Below are 18,977 nucleotides of genomic sequence, written 5' to 3' on the forward strand. Positions count from 1 at the left end.
GTCCATTGGACGCCTGCTTCACGCATCCGCCGACCACTCCGACAGGGCGGAGATTACGCTTTTCAGTTCCGCCCAACGGCGGATGACCGTTTCGGCGCCGGCCTCGGTCAGCGCGTCGGCATGCCCGGGATAGCTGTGCGCTGCTCCGGTGAAGCCGATCACACGCATGCCGGCTGTCTTGGCGCCGGTCACGCCATGCACGGAATCCTCGATGACGAAGGTGTTCGCCGGATCGGCCTGGAGCGTTGCCGCGGCAAAGAGAAACACGTCGGGCGCCGGCTTGGATTTCCCGCTTGGTGTTTCCAGCGAGGAAAAAATCCGGCCGCTGAAAAACGGCAGCAGATGCACCTTCTCCAGCATGAATTCGATCCGCTCGGTGCGCGAATTCGAGCAGATGCAGCGCGGCGCCGTCACCGCGGCGACCGCCTCGTGCACCCCGTCGACGGCGCGCACGTCGCTGCGCAGGCGGCGGTCGACCAGGTCTTCGGCGCGATCGATCAGCGAGGCCTGGAATGGGACGCGGGATTTTTCCTCGACCCGCATCATGATGTCCTTGAAGGTCAGCCCGGCATAGGTTTCGGAAATCTCCTCGGCCGATATCTCGTAGCCGGCCGACGTCAACAGCTCGGCTTCGATGCGCGCGGCGATGATCTCGGAATCGACGAGCACGCCGTCGCAATCGAAGATGACAAGGTCTGGCTGGGGCATAGCGATCCGGAAAGCGGGAGGGAGGAGGCTGGGACGGTTCAGGCGGCGCGGCATACACCAACAGGCCGATCTTCGCAAATTACCCGGGGTCTGCACCCCAGGCCTTCACCGATTATTTACGCTGATCGGTAACCATAACAGGGAGTAAACAGTAACGCGTGCTTTGGGTGTAACAATGTCTGCCGTGCGTCTTCTCGACGAGCTTTCCCATGCTCCCCAGCAATCTGAATGGCTCGATACGATCCTGAAGGGCGATTGCGTCGCCGCGCTCGACCGGCTGCCCGAAAAATCCATCGACGTGATCTTTGCCGATCCGCCCTACAATCTGCAGCTCGACGGCGATCTGCACCGGCCCGACCAGTCCAAGGTCGATGCCGTCGACGACGACTGGGACCAGTTCGCAAGTTTTGAGGTCTACGACGCCTTCACCCGGGCCTGGCTGCTGGCGGCGCGCCGCGTGTTGAAGCCCAACGGCACCATCTGGGTCATTGGCTCCTACCACAACATTTTCAGGGTCGGCGCCAAGATGCAGGATCTGGGGTACTGGATCCTCAACGATGTCGTCTGGCGCAAGACCAATCCGATGCCGAATTTCCGCGGCCGCCGCTTCCAGAACGCCCATGAGACGATGATCTGGGCCTCGCGCGATCAGAAGGGGAAGGGTTACACCTTCAACTACGAAGCGCTGAAGGCGTCGAACGACGACATCCAGATGCGGTCCGACTGGCTGTTTCCGATCTGCACCGGCGCCGAGCGCCTCAAGAACGAAAATGGCGACAAGCTGCATCCGACGCAGAAGCCCGAAGCGCTGCTCGCCCGCATCATGATGGCCTCGACGAAGCCCGGCGATATCGTGCTCGATCCCTTTTTCGGCTCCGGCACCACCGGCGCGGTGGCCAAGCGCCTCGGCCGCCATTTCGTCGGCATCGAGCGCGAGCAGGCCTATATCGACGCCGCCAACGAGCGCATCGATGCAGTCCGGCCGCTGGACGGCGCTGCGCTTACCGTGCTTACCGGCAAGCGCGCCGAGCCGCGCGTCGCTTTCGTCAGCCTCATCGACACCGGGCTGATGCTGCCGGGCGCCACGCTCTACGACGCCAAGAAGCGCTGGGCGGCCAGGGTGCGCGCCGACGGCACTGTGGCGGTCGGCGGCAGCGCCGGATCGATCCACAAGATCGGCGCGGAAGTGCAGGGGCTGGATGCCTGCAACGGCTGGACCTTCTGGCACTATGAGCGCAGTGGCGGCCTGACCCCGATCGACGAGCTTCGCCGCATCGCCCGCCTCGGCATGGAGCGGGCAGGGGCCTGACGATAACCGCTACAGAGGTCTCGTTGCACATCGTCTCCGGGGGGAAGCAGGACCGCGCTTGGCCTGTCCTTTCGCCGGGTTGCTCCTTGATGCCGCACACACACCTGTGCTGAGAAGACCAGCGCTCGTCGGTTGGAATCTCACGATCATGCAAGTCGCAGATCGCAGACCGAGGTAACGAACCATCGGGTCTGGCCGTATTGCGGAGATGACCGATTCACACGGGACTGTCGCGATCATCGCTGCTGATCGGGCGAACGGCCTTCCCGCATGGCCTCAAGATCGCCATCCCAGCCGGCGCCGGCAAGGGCCGCGATAGCCGTATCCTGCCGGTGCTGGCGCACCAGAGCGCGCAGTGCCGCCTCAATCGTCGCTTTCTTGGTCTTGAGACCGGAGGCGGCCATGGCCTCCGCGATCAGTTTGTCGTCGAGTTCAATGTTGGTTCGCATGGCTGCGCTCGATGTGTATGAACTCGACTAAGATATATACATTCTGCTCCTGACCCACAAAGCCGTCACAAACGAAAGCCGCCCTCGGAGGGATCACCGCGAGCGATTCCCCTATGAAGAGTTATTGACCTTTGCCCACCGTTTCTCGAATGTTCGATTCTCTTATCCATCGGAGACCAGATCCATGAAAGCTCTTGCCTCGCCGTTTGTCGCCGCCCTCGTCATGGGTTTATTGGCCTCTCCGGCGATTGCGCAGAACACCGGCGCAGAAAACCAGCTTGATGCGGTTATCAAGAACGGCAAGCTGCGCGTCTGTACGACCGGCGACTACAAGCCCTTCACCTTTCATGACAAGCCCGCGAACAACTACCAGGGCATCGATATCGATATCGCAAAATCTCTGGCAAGCTCACTAGGGGTCGAGGCGGAATTCGTTGCGACTACCTGGAAAACATTGCTTGCCGATTTTACGACCGGCAAGTGCGACATCGCGATGGGCGGTATTTCGGTGACCCTGGAACGCCAGAAGCAGGTGTTCTTCAGCGAACCCTATCTCGTCAACGGCAAGGCGCCGATTGCGCGCTGCGAGGACGAGGCGAAATTCCAATCGATTGCCGACATCAATAAGCCGGATGTGACCGTGATTGTTAATCCCGGCGGGACCAATGAGAAATTCGTCCGTGAAAAACTCGGTGACGCTAAAATTGAGATCTACCCGGACAACGTCACGATCTTCCGCCAAATCCTTGACGGCAAAGCCGATATCATGATCGCCGAATCGGTCGAAACCGAGTTGCAGGAGAAACTTCACCCCGGCCTTTGCGCGATCAACCCCGAGAAGCCGCTCCAATATGGCGAAATGGGTTATATGCTTCCTGAGGGTGCCGTTGTCTTCAAGGCCTATGTCGACCAATGGTTGCATCTTGCCAAGGCGACGGGTGAGTTCGATCGCATCTACGCCTCACACGTCAAGTAGCGCGCGAGACGGATCCAATGGCAGCGCCGTGGACCGCGCTTCTCAGCGACTGCGGTCAGGCCCGTCACAGTGATCACACTCTGACCCCCAGGCGATCGAGGTCCGCCGCGAGCGTCTTTGCGTCGGTGAACAGCACCGACTGCCAGCCGGCCGCCTTGGCGCCGTCGACATTCTTTTGGCTGTCGTCGATGAACAGCGTGGCCGCGGGCTCGAGGCCGAACGCGGCGACGTGATGGTCGTAAATGCCGCGATCCGGCTTGATCATGCCGATCTCGCCCGAAATGGTCACACCGCGCGGGCGGTTGAGAAAGTCGAAACGCTGCCGGGCTTCGGCAAGCGTGTCTGACGCAAAATTGGTCAGCATGGTGACGTCGTGGCCGCTCTCGATCAGCTTGTCCATGAGCTGGACGCTGTCGTCGTAAGCGTGCGGCACCATCTCGTGCCAGAGGCGGCGGAAGTTGCGGATGTTTTCGGCGTGGTCCGGGTGTTCGGCGATCAGCAACGCCTCGGCCTCTTCCCAGGTGCGGCCGCGGTCCTGCTCGATGTTCCAGTCATGCGTGCAGACATTGTCGAAAAACCACTTTCTCTCCTCGGCATCCGGAATGATACGGCTGAACGGCAGGTTCGGATCGTAGTGGATCAGCACTCTGCCGATGTCGAAAACGATGTGGCGGATTTCGGTCATTCTTGTCCTCGTTCAATGCGGTTCAAATGGGGGCGACGCGGGCGATTCAATGTGCGCGCTGCTTCTTCGTCGCGCCCGGTATCGCTGCTTCGATTACCTTTTTCATGACGGTGGGCAGTGCTTCGCCGGAAATTTCGTCGGCCAGCGACCAGAAATGACCCGCTGGGGCGGCGACATCGGCCATCGCTTTGAAGATTTCGAGTTCGAGCGCAAAATGGGTGAAGACATGGCCAATCTTCCCGGCTGGCCGCCAGTTGCCGGGGAAGGGCGCCGCCGCCGCTGTGGTGCCGCCGTCGATCCGCGCGGTCCAGCCGGTCGTCGGCACTTCGGTCATGCCGCCGAGCAGGCCCTTATCCCCACGTTTGCGCAAAAGGATGGCGCCATCGCCGCGTACGGCAACGAAAGCAGCCCCGCGCCGCAATGGTTTCTCGCCCTTCGGCAGGCGGACAGGGAAGCGTTCGGCATCGCCGGAAATAATGGCGCTGCAATCCTCACGCAGCGGGCAGAGCCCGCAGCGCGGCCGCCGCGGCGTGCAGATCGTCGCGCCGAGATCCATCATCGCCTGGGCGAAATCGCCCGGTCTGGTCGCTGGAACCATGCGCTCGACATAGGTGCGTATGTCGCTCTTGGCCTCGCTCAGCGGCGTGACGATCGAAAACAGCCGGGAAACCACCCGCTCGACATTGCCGTCGACGACCGCGGCGGGCTGGTCGAAGGCGATCGCGGCGATCGCCGCCGCCGTGTAGGCGCCGATGCCGGGCAGCTCTCTCAAGCCAGCTTGCGTATCCGGAAACCTGCCGCCTTGCCGCGCGACGAGGTCGGCGCAGGCCTTGAGATTGCGCGCGCGGGAATAATAGCCGAGTCCGGCCCAGGCCTTCATGACGTCTTCTGTCGGTGAAGCGGCCAACGCCTCGATATCGGGCCATTTCTCGACAAAGGCCCGGAAATAGGATTTTACGGCTTCGACCGTGGTCTGCTGCAGCATGACTTCGGAAAGCCAGACCCGGTAGGGATCGGGTCGTATGCCGCGTGCCAACTCGCGCGGCGCAATGCGCCACGGCAAGTCGCGGTGATGCCCGTCGTACCAAGCGAGCAGGCGGGACGCGATCTCGCCGCTGTCTCTGGATGCGGCTTTGCCGCTGTCGCAGGATGCGGTCTTGCGGGTCTGGTCGTGCAGTGCCATTGATCGAGGACTGGCCTAACCGATGTATGGTGAAGGTCGTGACTGGAGAACGCACATGGCAGGGAAAAGGCCCTTCGGCAATCCCGTTCCGGTGAGTGATCTCGCAACCCAGATCCTCGATCCGGTGCTGCGCAAGCGAGCCGGCATTTCGATCGGGCTCGTCCAGTCATGGGAGGAGATTGCCGGGCCGCGGCTTGCCAGCCGTTCGCGCCCTGAAAAGATCCAGTGGCCGCGCCGCATGCATGAAGATGATCCGTTCGAGCCGGCGGTGCTGGTCATCGCCTGCGAAGGCATGGCGGCGCTCCATCTGCAGCACGAGACCGGCGAGATCATCAACCGGGTCAACGCCTTCCTCGGCTTCAACGCTATCGGCCGGATCAGAATCGTGCAAAAGCCGGTCACGGTTGACAAAGGCCGGCGTAAACCAAGCATCCGGCCGCTGACCGCGGCCGAGAAGGTGAAGCTGTCGGGCACTGTCGGAATGATCGAGGATGATGGGCTGCGCGCCTCGCTGGAGCGGCTCGGCGCCACCATTCTCGGTCAAAAGAAAATATAATCTCGCGCTTTCGTGATCGCGTACCCAGGATTTGGCGATTGGAATGGGGACGGCGATGCCTTAATTCGCGCCAACTCTCGCCTTTTCTAGCCTTTGCATTGCAAAATCCAACCATTGTCAGGTGATTCGTATGCCCCGTCTTTTGTCCCGCAGAAACCTCCTGTCGTCACTGGCCGCCATTCCGGCGGTGGCTCTGCTCGCCGCCTGCAGCGACTCGGGCGAGAAAGCCGTGGCGGAGGATGTGAAGCCTGCGGCCCCAGCCGATGCGATGAAGCCGGCCGATCCGGCAAAGCCGGCCGCTCCGGCCGCGGCCAAGGCGCCTGAGGCCCAGGGCACGGTGGACATGGCTGCCTTGCTGAAGCCCGGCGCACTGCCCGACATGCAGCTCGGCAAGGACGACGCGAAGGTCGCCATCGTCGAATATGCCTCGATGACCTGCCCGCACTGCGCGCATTTCCATGAAACCACCCTCCCGGCGCTGAAGACGAAATACATCGATACCGGCAAGGCCCGCCTTATCCTGCGCGAGTTCCCCTTCGATCCCAGCGCTGAGGCCGGTTTCATGCTGGCGCGCTGCTCCAAGGACAATTATTTCCCAATGGTGGACGTTCTGTTCAAGCAGCAGGCGAACTGGGCAGGTGTCGCCAATACCAAGGACGCCCTGCTGCAAATCTCCAAGATGGCCGGTTTTACACAGGAGTCGTTCGAGGCCTGCTTGACGGACCAGAAACTTCTGGACGATGTGAGGTCGGTCCAGAAGCGCGGCGCCGATGAATTCAAGGTCGACTCGACGCCGACCTTCTTTATCAACGGGAAGACCTACAAGGGGGCGCTGTCGATTGAGGAAATCTCGGCCATTATCGACCCTCTGCTCTGACGTCTCGGCAGCGCCGAAGCGGCTGCGCTTCGGCGTGCGCAACTTTTTGTTGCGCCGCGAGTTCTTGTCGCCAAACCGCGGAACACTTTTGCAGAACCCGCTTTTGGGGCGGCGCGAATGAAATTCTCGCGCCTTCGCCTGCTCGGTTTCAAGTCGTTCGTCGAACCCGGTGAGTTCGTCATCGAACGCGGCCTGACCGGCATCGTCGGCCCCAACGGCTGCGGCAAGTCGAACCTTGTCGAGGCGCTGCGCTGGGTGATGGGCGAAAGCTCGTACAAGAACATGCGCGCGTCCGGCATGGACGACGTCATCTTTTCCGGTTCCGGAACGCGTCCGGCCCGCAACACCGCCGAAGTCACGCTTTTCCTCGACAACAGCGACCGTAGCGCGCCCTCGGCCTTCAACGACGCGGACGAGTTGCAGGTTTCGCGTCGCATCGAGCGCGAGGCGGGTTCGCTCTACCGCATCAACGGCAAGGAAGCCCGCGCCAAGGACGTGCAGCTGCTTTTCGCCGACCAGTCGACCGGCGCCCGTTCGCCCTCGATGGTCGGGCAGGGCCGCATCGGCGAGCTGATCCAGGCCAAGCCGCAGGCGCGTCGCGCGCTGCTGGAAGAGGCGGCCGGCATTTCGGGTCTGCACACACGTCGCCACGAGGCAGAACTGCGTCTGAAAGCGGCCGAACAGAATCTGGAACGGCTGGACGATGTCGTCGGCGAGCTGGAAAGTCAGATCGAAAGCCTGAAGCGCCAGGCTCGCCAAGCCTCGCGCTTCAAGAACCTGTCGGCCGATATCCGCAAGGCTGAAGCGACGCTGCTGCATCTGCGCTGGACGCTGGCCAAGACGCAGGAAGGCGAGGCGCGCTCGGCGCTGGCGATCGCCACGGCACTGGTCGGCGACCGCGCCGCCGCCCAGATGGCTGCCGCCAGGGAGCAAGGGATCGGCGCCCATCGGTTGCCGGACCTGCGCGACGCGGAAGCCGCCGCCGCTGCCGCCTTCCAGCGCCTGTCGATCGCCAAGACGCAGATCGAGGAAGAAGCGGGCCGCATCCGCGCCCGCCAACTGGAGCTCGACCGCCGGCTCCAGCAGCTCGACGGCGACATCGTCCGCGAGGAGCGGATGGTCCGCGACAATGCGGATATTCTTGAGCGTCTCGCCGCCGAAGAAACTGCGCTCAACACCGAGAACGCCGGCGCCGCCGACCGCGATGCCAGCACCCGCGCGGCGGTCGAACAGGCGGCTTCGACGCTTGCCGCCAGTGAAGCCAAACTCGCCGAGTTGACCGCCGAACGGGCGGAGGCCGCCGCCTCCCGCAACCAAATCGAACGAACGCTGCGCGACACCGCAGAGCGCCGCGACCGTTTCGCCCGCCAGCTCGCCGATGTCGACCGGGAATTGTCCGATATCGCCTCCAGGGTCGCCGGCCTGGCCGATCCCGCCGAGAAGCAACTTCTGGTTGAACAGGCGCTGGCGCTGCTCGAGGAAACGGAAGCCGCGGCGATTGCCGCCGAACAGGCTGTCGCCGAGGCGCGCGCGGCGGAGAGCGCCGCCCGCCCGCCGGTTCAGGATGCAAAGGCCGAACTGGCGCGAATCGAAACCGAGGCCCGCACGCTGGCCAAGATCCTGAATGCCGCGAGCGGCGACCTCTTCCCGTCCGTGCTGGAGCAGATCAGCGTCGAGCGCGGCTACGAGACGGCGCTGGGCGCGGCCCTTGGCGAAGATCTCGACGTGCCGCTCGACCGCAGCGCGCCGGTGCATTGGGGCCAAAGCGAGGTCCAGCCCGGCGACGCCGCTCTGCCCGAAGGCATCAAGAGCCTTGCCAGCGTCGTACGCGCGCCGGCGCAACTCGCCCGCCGATTGGCGCAGATCGGCATCGTCGACACTGCTGAGGGAAGACGGTTGCAGGCGCAGCTTGCTCCCGGGCAGCGGCTGGTCAGCCGCGAAGGGGCGCTCTGGCGTTGGGACGGATTCACCGCCAGCGCCGACGCGCCGACCGCCGCCGCGCAGCGGCTGGCGCAGAAAAACCGGCTGTCCGAGCTCGACGCCGAGGCGGTCCAAGCGAACCGCATCCTGCGCCAGGCCGAAGAGGCCCTTGCCGATGCCGAGCAGGCGCTTGCCCAGGCGAGCGAGGCCGAGCGCAACGCCCGTCAGGCCGGGCGTGATGCCCAGCATGGGCTGGACGCCGCCCGCAACGCGCTGGCCGAGGCCGAGAAGGCCGGCGGCGAGCTGTCGAGCCGGCGCGCCGCACTTGACGAGGCGCGCGCGCGCGTCGTCGACAGCCATGAAGAGACGGCCGCGGCTTTCGTCGAGGCCGAGATGCTGCTGCAAAGCGCACCCGATCTCGGTGATCTGCAGTTGCAGCTCGAACAGTCGGCCGCCAACGTCGCTCGCGACCGCGCCACCCTTGCCGATGCCCGCGCCGTCCATGAAGGCTTGAGGCGGGAAGCCGAAGCGCGCTCGCGCCGCCTCGACGCCATCGGCGCGGAACGCCGCAACTGGCTGGAGCGCGCCGAAAACGCCTCGACGCAGATCGCCGCACTCGGCGAACGCAAGGCCGAGGCCGAGGCCGAACGCGAAAGGCTGGCCGACGCCCCCGACGAGATCGACGCCAAGCGGCGCGCCTTACTGTCGCAGCTTGCCGAAGCCGAAAGCCTGCGCCAGGCCGCCGGCGACCGGTTGCAGGAAGCGGAAAACAAGCAGTCCGAACTGGACAAGGCCGCGACATCAGCGATCCAGTCGCTGGCCGAGGCGCGCGAAACCCGCGTCCGCGCCGAAGAGCGGCTGACCGCTGCCGATGAAAGACGGCTGGAGGTCGAGGCGCGCATCCAGGAAACGCTGAACACGCCGCCGCATCTGGTCATCCGCCACACCGGCCTGGAGGCCGACAGTCCGATGCCGGAGATGACTGAGATCGAGCGTCAGCTCGACCGGCTGAAGATCGAGCGCGAGCGGCTCGGCGCTGTCAATCTGCGCGCCGAGGAAGAGCAGAAGGAACTGTCCGACCGGCTGGAGACCATCGTTTCCGAACGTGAGGACATCATCGAGGCCATCCGCAAGCTGAGGCAGGCGATCCAGAGCCTGAACCGCGAAGGCCGCGAACGGCTTCTGGCTGCCTTCGACGTGGTCAACGGCCATTTCCAGCGCCTGTTTTCGCATCTGTTCGGCGGCGGCACGGCGGAACTGCAACTGATCGAGTCCGACGATCCGCTCGAGGCCGGTCTCGAAATCCTTGCGCGGCCACCCGGCAAGAAGCCGCAGACGATGACGCTGCTTTCCGGCGGCGAGCAGGCGTTGACGGCGATGTCGCTGATCTTTGCCGTGTTCCTGACCAATCCCGCGCCGATTTGCGTGCTCGATGAGGTCGACGCACCGCTCGACGATCACAATGTCGAGCGTTTCTGCAATCTGATGGACGAAATGGCGGCCACCACCGAGACGCGCTTCGTCATCATCACGCACAACCCGATCACCATGGCCCGCATGAACCGGCTGTTCGGGGTGACCATGGCCGAGCAGGGCGTCAGCCAACTCGTGTCGGTCGACCTTCAGGCGGCCGAGGCCCTGCGCGAGGCGAGCTGATGCGTCGACCGCGCAGCTTGTCGGTAGCGCCTATTGGGGCTTTCGGCTAAAACACGAATTGGACTGGGTCGGTTCCGTTCATTCTGATGAGCGTTTTGATGTTGCGCATGATCCTCTCCGAAATCGATCTCGATTTCGCGATCATGTGCCAGCATATGCGTGGAGAACTTTGTTGCCTGTACTTGTCACGGGAGCCGCAGGATTCATCGGCAGCCATGTTTGCCATCATCTCCTGAGCAGGGGGGAAGCGGTCGTCGGCGTCGACAATATGAACGACTATTACGACCTGGCGCTCAAAAAGGGGCGCCTCGCCCGCTTGCAGCCTTACAAGGATTTTTCATTTCACCAGATCGACATCGCCGAACAGGGCGCTCTTGCCGACTCTTTGGCCGGGCAAGGCATAGTCAGGATCGTCCATCTCGCCGCTCAGGCGGGTGTGCGCTATTCACTCGACAATCCGAGGCTCTATGTCCGTTCCAATGTTGTCGGCCATCTCGAAGTGCTCGAATTCTGTCGCGCGCAGCCCGCATTCGAGCATCTGGTCTATGCCTCGTCGAGCTCGGTCTATGGCGGCAACCGCAAGGTGCCGTTCAGCGAGACCGATCAGGTCGACAAGCCCGTCTCGCTCTACGCCGCCACCAAGAAGTCCGATGAATTGATGAGCCACACCTACGCCCATCTCTTCGGGGTGCCGCAGACCGGTTTGCGATTTTTCACCGTCTACGGTCCCTGGGGCCGGCCCGACATGGCCTATTGGATATTCACCAAGGCAATGCTCGAAGGCAAGCCGATCCGGGTGTTCAACAATGGCGAGATGTGGCGCGATTTCACTTATGTCGAGGATGTGGTGAGAGCTGTCGTTGCCGTGCTCGACAAGCCGCCATCGGCTGAAGTTCCGCCGAGCAGGCTCTACAATGTCGGCAACAACCGGCCGGTGCGGCTCGGCGATTTCATCGACGCTCTGGAAAAACTGCTCGGCGTAAAAGCGATCCGCCACAGCGAGCCGATGCAAAGCAGCGATGTCGAGCGGACCTATGCCGACATGACTGCGCTGGAGCGCGATTTCGGCTTCAAGCCGAGCGTTTCGACAGAAGACGGGCTGAAAAAATTCGTCGACTGGTACCGGTCGGAATGGGCTGCGGGATCAACGACAACGTGACTGTCGCGTGAGTGCGCCTTGGGTCTCCGCAGAAGAGAGACGGCGCAACTCGGCGCGTGAGATTGCATCATAGGACAGTCGGCGCTGACAATCCGGACTGCCCGGAATACCGGGCGCCCATAGGACAACCACTTCAGGAGCGAGCAGACCCGCCAGCCTAAACGCGACTGCTCTCAACTAAAAACAAATCTGTATTAACATGGAAGACGCAAATTGCACACTTGTCGACTATGCAAGATTTGCGGATATTCTTGAGGGCACATGTCCCGACCTACACGGGATGGAGCCAGGGTGGGATTGAGCGTATTTCAGCAAGAATTTGCATGGAACTGCACGCAGGTGCCGCAGCGTGGCGCCTTGCCTTTGAGGACTTGCTGCCGGTGAAAGGCGGGCTCGTTTCGTGGACTCTCGATGATCCGCTGGCCTATTCCGATGATGGCGGTCTTGAATCAATGACTGAGATTTTGCGGGAAGCCCTCAATACGCTGTGGGTCATCACTCCACACCTGCAGCGCCGAGGCCTTCCGCCCCATCATCGCCATACGCATGATTCTTGGCGATTTGCCAGTATGAACGGGTTAACACTTGCCACCTGTCCGTTTGTGCTGGAGGCCCACTGATGCTGTTCGGCCAACTCAACGCAGATATCTTCACGCTCTTTTCAGGGTCCAATCGCCATCTTTACGAGCATGTGCTCGTCAAGATTTACGAAGACTTCTTCCGATCGGACTTGCGTTTTCCTACCCAATCTGAAGTCGTCAGTCTAATCTATGAGCGGCTGGGTCATAGCGCTGAGCTTTGGCGCGAAGACGAGACACCGGTCACATTTGACCAAGTCGTTACAGGCAGAGGTCGGCGTATAAGAAGGCGGAGCTTGGAGATCGCCGACACCGGGGCGAGCAGCGAGGCTATGGTACGCGCCCGCCACATTTACATTCGGCTGCTCGCTACCGGTTGGCTCGAGGAAACGCGCTACGGGCTCAAAGTGACGGTCGACATGCCGCCCGGCGCCATGCGCCTTGCAGAATTCCTATGCGCCCTTCGTGAAGGTATGTCTGAACAACTCGGCGGCTTGGTCGTTCAAGTCAGGAATGAACTAGAAGCATTGCAGGTCAATGCGCGCGACAATGCCCTTGGCCTGCACAAGGCGGCACGTGATGCTGCGTCCTTCGGTCGGTATCTCCGCAGCGTACTCTCCGCCTTGCGGGAGGTCGATCGGCAGGTCCTCGCAAGCGACAGCATCGGCCGGCGGCTGCGACATTATTTCGAGGATTTCGTCGAGCGCGTGCTCCTCCAAGATTATGCCGTGATTACAACCACTTCGCACCCCTATCGGTTTCGCCATCGCATATTTGCTGCGCTCGACGCTCTTGAGGATTCAGTTCTCGACATCGGTGTACTCACCGACGCCTATCTCGAGGCGCGGCTTGCAAAGGACTTACCGGCCGCCCGCGACATCGTGTTCGACGATCTCTCCAAGATCCGCCGCGTGTTTCAGCGCATAGAAGAGGCGTTCGAGCGAATCCAGCAGCATCGCGCGCGTCTTGAGACGCGTCTTCGCAATACCGTGCGTTATGCCGGACGACGCAGTGGCAGTTTCCTTATGCGGAGCGAGCCGCTGCTGCTGCAGCTCGACAAACTGCAGGAATCGCACGGCCGCACGCTGGGCATCCCAGGGCCCCTCGAGCCGCGCCAAAGCCCGCTCTCGCCGTTTCTGCTCGCGCGGTCGCGCAATGCTCGCGCGCCGATAGTCAGCGGCATTCTCCTCCTCCCGTCGGCGGACCCCTTACGCGAGTTGCGCAAGCGGCTCGAGCGCGAACATCTTGACCGGCTGACGGTCACCTCTGAACAGGTCAGCCGCTTCGTCGAGCGGCGCGTACCACCCTTTGGCGAAACCGAGGCGGCAAACTTCTGGATTGACACTATAGATGATTTCCTCGCCTTTGAGGCGCTACGCCTTGCCGTGGCTGCAAGCGGCGATACTCCGGAAGACGTACATCAGCTTGTTGCCCATCTCCGCGAGAGCTTCTCGTTTCAGCGATCCGATGGGGCCGGTGTCGATAATGCTTGGCTTGCCTGCAATGGTTTTCGCGTCCAGCGCAAGGATGACCGCGTCACGCTGGAGGGGCACGACCATGCTAAGTGAATTCGCCGCGCTCGAAGCGCATGATCCGCGGCGCATGCAACGCGCTACCCAAGTTATTGGCCATCTCCTTCGCTATCAATTCATCCATGTCGAGGATCGCGGTTCGTCGACTCTCCTTGAAACGCTTCTTAGGCCGGATACCGAACGTCTGGTCGGTAGCTATTTTGAGGTGGCAGGTTACCGTCTTGTCGTGCGCGAAAGCGAAGGCTGGGCTGGTATCCTGCCAGACACCGAGCTGATCAGTCCGCCCCGCATGCGAATGGATGAAACATTGGTCCTTCTCCTTCTTCGCCGGCTCTGGGAAGAGAGCATCCAGGAAGGCGACGTCCAGCGTCACGGCAGTGTGCTGGTCACCCTTAACGAAGCCTATGACGCTTATCAGGACATGGTGGCGCGGGCTCGCCGACCCGCGCTCACCGTGACCGACTTCCGCAACGCTATCCAGGCGCTTGAACGCCGGGCGATCGTGCGGCTCGGCGCCTATGACGAGGAGGTTCAGGATATGGAACTTACCATAAGAGCGTTGGTCGCAACCGTTACTGGGGAGGACTTCCTGACTCATTTGGAAGAGCTGCTCGCGCGCCCCGAATATCAAGACGTCAGTCGTCACGCGGATTTGGCCGAAGAAAGTGGAGCTGAGTCATGATGCAACTCAGCCGCATCGTCCTGGTACAATGGCACCTATTTGGTCGCGAGGATCTCGACATCTCGGGCGATGCCGCGATTCTCGGCAAGAACCGCTCGGGCAAGTCAACTCTCATCGATCTCATCCAAACGGTAATGACCGGCGGCTCACGCCGCTATTATCGCTTCAATCGTTCGGCTGGCGAGAGCAGCGGTGGCCGGTCGGAGCGGACACTGCGCGGTTATTGTCTGGGCCAGCTCAACGAACATGAATTTCTCCGAGAGGAGGCGGTCACCCATATCGCACTTGTGTTCGACGATCCTGATGGCTTGCGGCCACCGGTCAGCGTCGGTCTCTGCCTAGAAGCGACACTACAAGAGGATACGCAGATCGTTGGACGCTATGTCGCGCCTGGCATTCGAATTGATAGCACTTTGCTGATCGAATCGATCGGTGGCGGCCACTATCGCTCGGCGCCCTGGACGCTCGTACATGAGCGGCTTAGCCAAGCTTGCGCCATCAAGGGAACGACATTGCTTAAGCCCGATTCCCCGCGCAATCACATCCGCGAATATATGCGGCTGCTTTTCACGGGCCGTCGACCGACAGACGCCGAGAGATTTGCGCGAGCCTTCGTGATGGCGCTCTCATTCGAGGACATGCGCTCGGTCGAAAGCTTCGTGCACAACTTTCTGCTTGAGAAGAACGACATCGACATCGGCGAACTGCGCGAATCGATCCAACGCTATCGCGACATCCAGAAAGACATACACGAGCTCGAACGGCGGCTCTTAGCGCTACGCGCACTCCAAGCACTGGTGGAAACCTTTTCCAGTCTCCTAGAGCGTGAGGAAGTGGCGCGCGGTGTCGAGCGTCTCGCTGCGCTCATCGAGGCAGGCTCGGTGCTGCTACTCAATTTGGCCGCACGCCGTAAGAATCGCGCAGCACTTGATGACATCAAAGCCGAGATCGGCCGGTATGATGACGAACTGGGTTTATTGCGCGACGATTATGAGAGCCTCCAGACCCAGATGGCCGCGCAAGATGCAGCAAGTCAACGGTCGGTCGTGACGAGCGAGCTCAAGGCTCTCGAACACGCACGCACTGCTGTCGCGGAACGGTTGCAGGCGCGCTTTCTGGGCGTCGCGCGGGCCGCAACCTTGCTCGACGCGAAGGAGCGCCTCGCACCGCTCAAAATGGGTGTTCTGATTCAGGCTATCGAGGCCATCAAGACTAAGACTGATGGTCTCAGTCCGCCGGCATGGCCACGCGACCCACATGAAATGGAGCGGCTCATCGCGGCGGCACGTTATGCGGCTGAGGCCAATCTTCCCAAGGTGCTTGAACGGCGCGACGAAGCCATCACTTGGCGCAGGAATATCCAGAACACGGTTGATGATCTCGTCGAGCGGCTCACGCGCGCTCGCAGCGGACAGGTCGCACTCGAGGACCGCACGTCGCGCCTAATGGAGGTGCTCGAGCGGGAAGGCATGCGGCCGCGCGCACTTTGCCAGATCACCGAAGTCGTTGACGAGGAATGGCGCGAGGCCGCCGAAGCTCTCCTCGGGCGCGACCGCGAAGCGATCATTGTCGACCCAGACCATGCGGCTCGCGCAGTCGAGATTTTGCGGGGAGGGCGCGATTCTTACCGAGGATGTCGAGTGGCCAATACCCGCAAGTTGGCCGGCCTGCCACGCCACGCCGATGCTGGAACACTAGCCAGTATCCTGCGAAGTGACGATCCTCTCGCCATGGCCTTCATCATTTTTCGCGCCGGAACTGTCCGCCTCGCCGAGACACAGTCTGAATTGCTGAGCGGCGGTCGAGCTATCATGCGCGACGGAGCCTATAACGACGGGATCGTCGTCTCGATTATGCGCACCCAAGATCTGAAGATCGGCAAAGCTGCTGCACCACTGATGCAAAACGAACTCACGCACCAGATTGAGGAGCAGCGCGGATTGATCGCCAATCACGTGGCAGCTGAACGGTTTCATGATGACATCGGCAAACGCCTTGAAGCCATGATGGCGCCAATCACGCCGGAGCACAGCCTCGACCAACTATCGATGAAGATAGACCAACTCGACGAGCGGCGCATCGAGCTTCAGGCACGACTTGATCGTATTGCTGCGACCATCGACCCGGCTCTCAAGGCGGCAATCGAGAAGACGATTGCGCAACTTCGTGAATTCGAGGGTGAAAAACAAACACTGATCGAGCGACGCGGAGCCTTGACCTCCGAAGGAGCAGAGATTGAGCGCCGTCTCGGTGCCGGCGAGGGGCAGCCCGGATCCTGGCTGTGCCTGACCGCGCGTCGTCGGCTGTTTCGCGGACGGGTAAGCAACAGAGCACAATTAGTGATGCTTCGAGATAACTATCGCGCCCAGCGACCGCGAGCGCTTGCGCGAGTCATGCAGGATATGGCGCGTCAGGCCGAAGAGGCGAAGGACGCTTATCGAGCGTGCGAAGGTGAAATCCGCGAGGCGCTTGGCCATTATCGCGTAAATTTCGACAACAGCGCACCTGTAGCGATGCAGGGCAAGATCACCGCGGAGGTCAAGCCTTGGGTCGCTGAAAATGTCATCGCGCTCGAGGGCAACGAACTCATTCGTTATCGCCGGCAGGCCGATGAAGCAGCAGACCAAATCAGTCGTCTGTTTCGCACCGCCTTCATAAATGAGCTCAATACCCGCTTCAATGACCTGAAAACTGAGCTTGATAATCTCGGGCGCGCCTTGAAGACGCGTCCGCTGCATGGCGAGATCTATACTCTTCACGCGAGGCCGAAGGAGGAGTTCGCTGCCTTACATCGTCTGGCGCGCGAGAGCGAAGAAAATGAGGACCTGTTCGGCGCCCTGTTCGGCCGCGGCAGCCCGCGCAACGAGGACCATGCTCAGGCGTTGGCCGAGGTTGAGCGGCTGCTCAGCGATCAGGCGCTCGATTTCTCGGCCTATCAGGATTACCGGAACTATTTCACCTTCGACCTGCGCATGCAGGACATCGAGAAGGGGCGCCAGACCAGCTATGACCGACGTCGAGGCGTGGCGAGCGGTGCCGAGCGGCAAGTACCCTTTTACGTCGTTATCGGCGCCGCACTCTCGAGCATCTACCATGGTGCCCGCCGCCAGTATGACCGCGCCGATCTAGGCCTCGGGCTCGCAGTGTTCGATGAGGCCTTCAGCAAGATGGACGGCCCCAATCAGCGCACACTACTCGATTTCTACAATGATATAGGGCTTCAGGTGGTGATCGCGGCACCATCTGAGAAGCGGTCAGTGGTCTATGAAAATCTTGATAGCATCGTTGATGTCTTTCGCCATGGCGACATCGCAACTGCTGAGACCGCACGGATTAAGCCGCATGCACGTATCCAGATGCGTGCCGCGAATCCTCAGCATATGAGCGACGAGGACCTCGCCGCTAAGTTCGACATATCTCGCTCGGATGCTGCCGAATGAAGCGGCGCGCGTTCATCGATGTCTCGGCATTACTCGATGACCTTCTTAATCGCCTCGAGTCCAAACCCACCGCGACCAGGCTGCTCGCCTATATTGACGACGACGGCTTCGCAAGTGTGCTCGATCGGGACCGCTTCGAACGCGAATTGGAAATGGTAAAGCGGACGGGCGGCATCCAGATTCAACGGCGTCGGATAGATGGCGATACTGTGATCGCCCATGTCCGATTGACCGATCCTATGGCGTTGTATGCTCACCTCGGACGTCAGCCCGGCCAACAACGTGCAAACGATGCGCTTGCGGGAATTCGTCGGCGCGCCGATCTGCCGGAACGCGCCCAAGCACTATTCGATGAACTCGCCGATTCTTGGGCGCGTGGTGTAGGCCGGTTCGGGCTGACACCAGGTGACGTTGATTCATTAACTAAGAGCATCGATCTCGTGCTGGCGATTGTGCAACGCGCAAAAGAGCCATCAGCCAGCCCGATCGACTTCCGATCCTTCAGCCGACAATCCGGCGCCGACAGCAAAGCCCTCGAGCGGATGAGCACTGCCGTCGCGGCCTTGCTGTCACGGCTCCATCCAGAGCATTCGTCGTCGATGGGCCTTGATGTCGACGAACTGCTCGCGACCTTTGGTATTTTGAAGACGCCGCATCCTTTGCTGCTGAGCGGCCCGCTAAAAATCGCGGTCATGCCATTGCCCGATCTTGCTTACTACGGCGTCCCGCCGGACCAAGGGGGGCAGATTCAGCTCTCAGCCGAAGTTGGTTATGTCCTTACTATCGAAAATTATGTCTCGTTCATAAGACATGTTCGCGAGGTCAACGCTGACAGGTCTGGCCTCGTGATCTACACTGGTGGTTTTCCGGCACGCGCCCATCTGCATCAAATTGTCCGGCTTGCCACAGCGGCCGGCGCCCCAGCATTTCATTGGGGCGACATGGATGCAGGTGGCGTTCGCATCTTCAGGCACCTCGAAGATGCGCTCGCTCCATCTGGGATAGTGCTTCGGCCGCACCTTATGGAGCCATTACTTCTTCGTAGGCATGGGATGTCGTCGAAAAATCAGCGTCGACTTGCTGCCGGCGTTTGCCCGGCTAGTGCCATTTCGGCCCTTTGGGATCTAATTGCCGAGACCGCCTTGGCGCATGAACAGGAAAGCCTGGCGCCTGTGCGACCCGCACCGTGATGGGACCTTGGCAACTGCCCTAGATAGTCGTCATGTCGTTTGTGCTAAGTTGTTGATGTGAACGTGGGCGGTTAGTT

Annotated in this window: 15 protein-coding genes; 11 read left to right on the forward strand and 4 right to left on the reverse strand. The window is 61.4% G+C overall.

Translation table 11 applies throughout. The annotated features are described in order from the left end of the window. Positions 1-18: 18 nt before the first annotated feature. On the reverse strand, positions 19-708 hold the full coding sequence (locus AC0L2V_RS06660; RefSeq protein WP_473519718.1) for an HAD family hydrolase: 690 nt from the start codon (positions 706-708) through the stop codon (positions 19-21). Between the two features lie 175 nt (positions 709-883). On the opposite strand from AC0L2V_RS06660, the gene AC0L2V_RS06665 reads away from it, so the two are divergent. Continuing rightward, the gene (locus AC0L2V_RS06665; RefSeq protein WP_023799298.1) at positions 884-2,017 is read left to right on the forward strand and encodes a site-specific DNA-methyltransferase; all 1,134 of its coding nucleotides are present in this window, start codon (positions 884-886) and stop codon (positions 2,015-2,017) included. Positions 2,018-2,253: 236 nt separating this feature from the next. Here the strand turns inward: AC0L2V_RS06665 and AC0L2V_RS06670 are convergent, their stop codons facing one another. Then, positions 2,254-2,466 (reverse strand): type II toxin-antitoxin system VapB family antitoxin, encoded by a 213-nt coding sequence (locus AC0L2V_RS06670; RefSeq protein ID WP_287217479.1) that lies wholly within the window; start codon positions 2,464-2,466, stop codon positions 2,254-2,256. A 184-nt stretch (positions 2,467-2,650) separates the two neighbouring features. Here AC0L2V_RS06670 and AC0L2V_RS06675 point away from each other — a divergent pair, with 184 nt between their 5' ends. Beyond that, the gene (locus AC0L2V_RS06675) at positions 2,651-3,442 is read left to right on the forward strand and encodes a transporter substrate-binding domain-containing protein (RefSeq protein WP_473519719.1); all 792 of its coding nucleotides are present in this window, start codon (positions 2,651-2,653) and stop codon (positions 3,440-3,442) included. A gap of 73 nt (positions 3,443-3,515) precedes the next feature. On the opposite strand, the gene AC0L2V_RS06680 is transcribed toward AC0L2V_RS06675, so the two are convergent. Continuing rightward, on the reverse strand, positions 3,516-4,127 hold the full coding sequence (locus AC0L2V_RS06680; RefSeq protein WP_473514673.1) for an HAD family hydrolase: 612 nt from the start codon (positions 4,125-4,127) through the stop codon (positions 3,516-3,518). A gap of 46 nt (positions 4,128-4,173) precedes the next feature. After that, positions 4,174-5,310: an A/G-specific adenine glycosylase gene (gene mutY, locus AC0L2V_RS06685; protein ID WP_287299186.1), complete on the reverse strand. Its 1,137-nt coding sequence runs from the start codon at positions 5,308-5,310 to the stop codon at positions 4,174-4,176. Between the two features lie 55 nt (positions 5,311-5,365). Between mutY and AC0L2V_RS06690 the strand changes: the two genes are divergently transcribed. The 9 genes from AC0L2V_RS06690 (at position 5,366) to AC0L2V_RS06730 (ending at position 18,900) form a co-directional block, all read left to right on the forward strand. Further along, entirely contained in the window at positions 5,366-5,866 is a 501-nt protein-coding gene (locus AC0L2V_RS06690; protein ID WP_473519720.1) for a DUF721 domain-containing protein, read from the forward strand. A 130-nt stretch (positions 5,867-5,996) separates the two neighbouring features. After that, a complete protein-coding gene (locus AC0L2V_RS06695) occupies positions 5,997-6,743 on the forward strand; it encodes a DsbA family protein (RefSeq protein ID WP_091595939.1) in 747 nt (248 codons plus the stop codon). 117 nt (positions 6,744-6,860) lie between these two features. Then, the gene (gene smc / locus AC0L2V_RS06700) at positions 6,861-10,319 is read left to right on the forward strand and encodes a chromosome segregation protein SMC (protein WP_473519721.1); all 3,459 of its coding nucleotides are present in this window, start codon (positions 6,861-6,863) and stop codon (positions 10,317-10,319) included. A 172-nt stretch (positions 10,320-10,491) separates the two neighbouring features. Then, on the forward strand, positions 10,492-11,478 hold the full coding sequence (locus AC0L2V_RS06705; RefSeq protein ID WP_473519722.1) for an NAD-dependent epimerase/dehydratase family protein: 987 nt from the start codon (positions 10,492-10,494) through the stop codon (positions 11,476-11,478). A 323-nt stretch (positions 11,479-11,801) separates the two neighbouring features. Then, the gene (locus tag AC0L2V_RS06710; RefSeq protein WP_473519723.1) at positions 11,802-12,098 is read left to right on the forward strand and encodes a hypothetical protein; all 297 of its coding nucleotides are present in this window, start codon (positions 11,802-11,804) and stop codon (positions 12,096-12,098) included. Then, positions 12,098-13,624 (forward strand): Wadjet anti-phage system protein JetA family protein, encoded by a 1,527-nt coding sequence (locus AC0L2V_RS06715; protein ID WP_473519724.1) that lies wholly within the window; start codon positions 12,098-12,100, stop codon positions 13,622-13,624. The genes AC0L2V_RS06710 and AC0L2V_RS06715 overlap by 1 nt, the downstream gene beginning before the upstream one ends. Continuing rightward, the gene (locus AC0L2V_RS06720; protein WP_287327594.1) at positions 13,614-14,270 is read left to right on the forward strand and encodes a DUF4194 domain-containing protein; all 657 of its coding nucleotides are present in this window, start codon (positions 13,614-13,616) and stop codon (positions 14,268-14,270) included. Before AC0L2V_RS06715 ends, AC0L2V_RS06720 begins: the two co-directional genes overlap by 11 nt. Further along, positions 14,267-17,710: an SbcC/MukB-like Walker B domain-containing protein gene (locus AC0L2V_RS06725; RefSeq protein ID WP_473519725.1), complete on the forward strand. Its 3,444-nt coding sequence runs from the start codon at positions 14,267-14,269 to the stop codon at positions 17,708-17,710. Before AC0L2V_RS06720 ends, AC0L2V_RS06725 begins: the two co-directional genes overlap by 4 nt. Continuing rightward, a complete protein-coding gene (locus AC0L2V_RS06730) occupies positions 17,707-18,900 on the forward strand; it encodes a Wadjet anti-phage system protein JetD domain-containing protein (protein WP_473519726.1) in 1,194 nt (397 codons plus the stop codon). Before AC0L2V_RS06725 ends, AC0L2V_RS06730 begins: the two co-directional genes overlap by 4 nt. Positions 18,901-18,977: the final 77 nt, after the last annotated feature.

It is taken from the genome of Mesorhizobium sp. WSM4814, from assembly GCF_055811595.1.

What these genes read in the sequence shown, in the direction of transcription:
- AC0L2V_RS06660 (WP_473519718.1), bottom strand. Translation starts at nt 708, where the DNA reads ATGCCCCAGCCAGACCTTGTCATCTTCGATTGCGACGGCGTGCTCGTC.
- AC0L2V_RS06665 (WP_023799298.1), top strand. Translation starts at nt 884, where the DNA reads ATGTCTGCCGTGCGTCTTCTCGACGAGCTTTCCCATGCTCCCCAGCAA.
- AC0L2V_RS06670 (WP_287217479.1), bottom strand. Translation starts at nt 2,466, where the DNA reads ATGCGAACCAACATTGAACTCGACGACAAACTGATCGCGGAGGCCATG.
- AC0L2V_RS06675 (WP_473519719.1), top strand. Translation starts at nt 2,651, where the DNA reads ATGAAAGCTCTTGCCTCGCCGTTTGTCGCCGCCCTCGTCATGGGTTTA.
- AC0L2V_RS06680 (WP_473514673.1), bottom strand. Translation starts at nt 4,127, where the DNA reads ATGACCGAAATCCGCCACATCGTTTTCGACATCGGCAGAGTGCTGATC.
- mutY (WP_287299186.1), bottom strand. Translation starts at nt 5,310, where the DNA reads ATGGCACTGCACGACCAGACCCGCAAGACCGCATCCTGCGACAGCGGC.
- AC0L2V_RS06690 (WP_473519720.1), top strand. Translation starts at nt 5,366, where the DNA reads ATGGCAGGGAAAAGGCCCTTCGGCAATCCCGTTCCGGTGAGTGATCTC.
- AC0L2V_RS06695 (WP_091595939.1), top strand. Translation starts at nt 5,997, where the DNA reads ATGCCCCGTCTTTTGTCCCGCAGAAACCTCCTGTCGTCACTGGCCGCC.
- smc (WP_473519721.1), top strand. Translation starts at nt 6,861, where the DNA reads ATGAAATTCTCGCGCCTTCGCCTGCTCGGTTTCAAGTCGTTCGTCGAA.
- AC0L2V_RS06710 (WP_473519723.1), top strand. Translation starts at nt 11,802, where the DNA reads ATGGAACTGCACGCAGGTGCCGCAGCGTGGCGCCTTGCCTTTGAGGAC.
- AC0L2V_RS06715 (WP_473519724.1), top strand. Translation starts at nt 12,098, where the DNA reads ATGCTGTTCGGCCAACTCAACGCAGATATCTTCACGCTCTTTTCAGGG.
- AC0L2V_RS06720 (WP_287327594.1), top strand. Translation starts at nt 13,614, where the DNA reads ATGCTAAGTGAATTCGCCGCGCTCGAAGCGCATGATCCGCGGCGCATG.
- AC0L2V_RS06725 (WP_473519725.1), top strand. Translation starts at nt 14,267, where the DNA reads ATGATGCAACTCAGCCGCATCGTCCTGGTACAATGGCACCTATTTGGT.
- AC0L2V_RS06730 (WP_473519726.1), top strand. Translation starts at nt 17,707, where the DNA reads ATGAAGCGGCGCGCGTTCATCGATGTCTCGGCATTACTCGATGACCTT.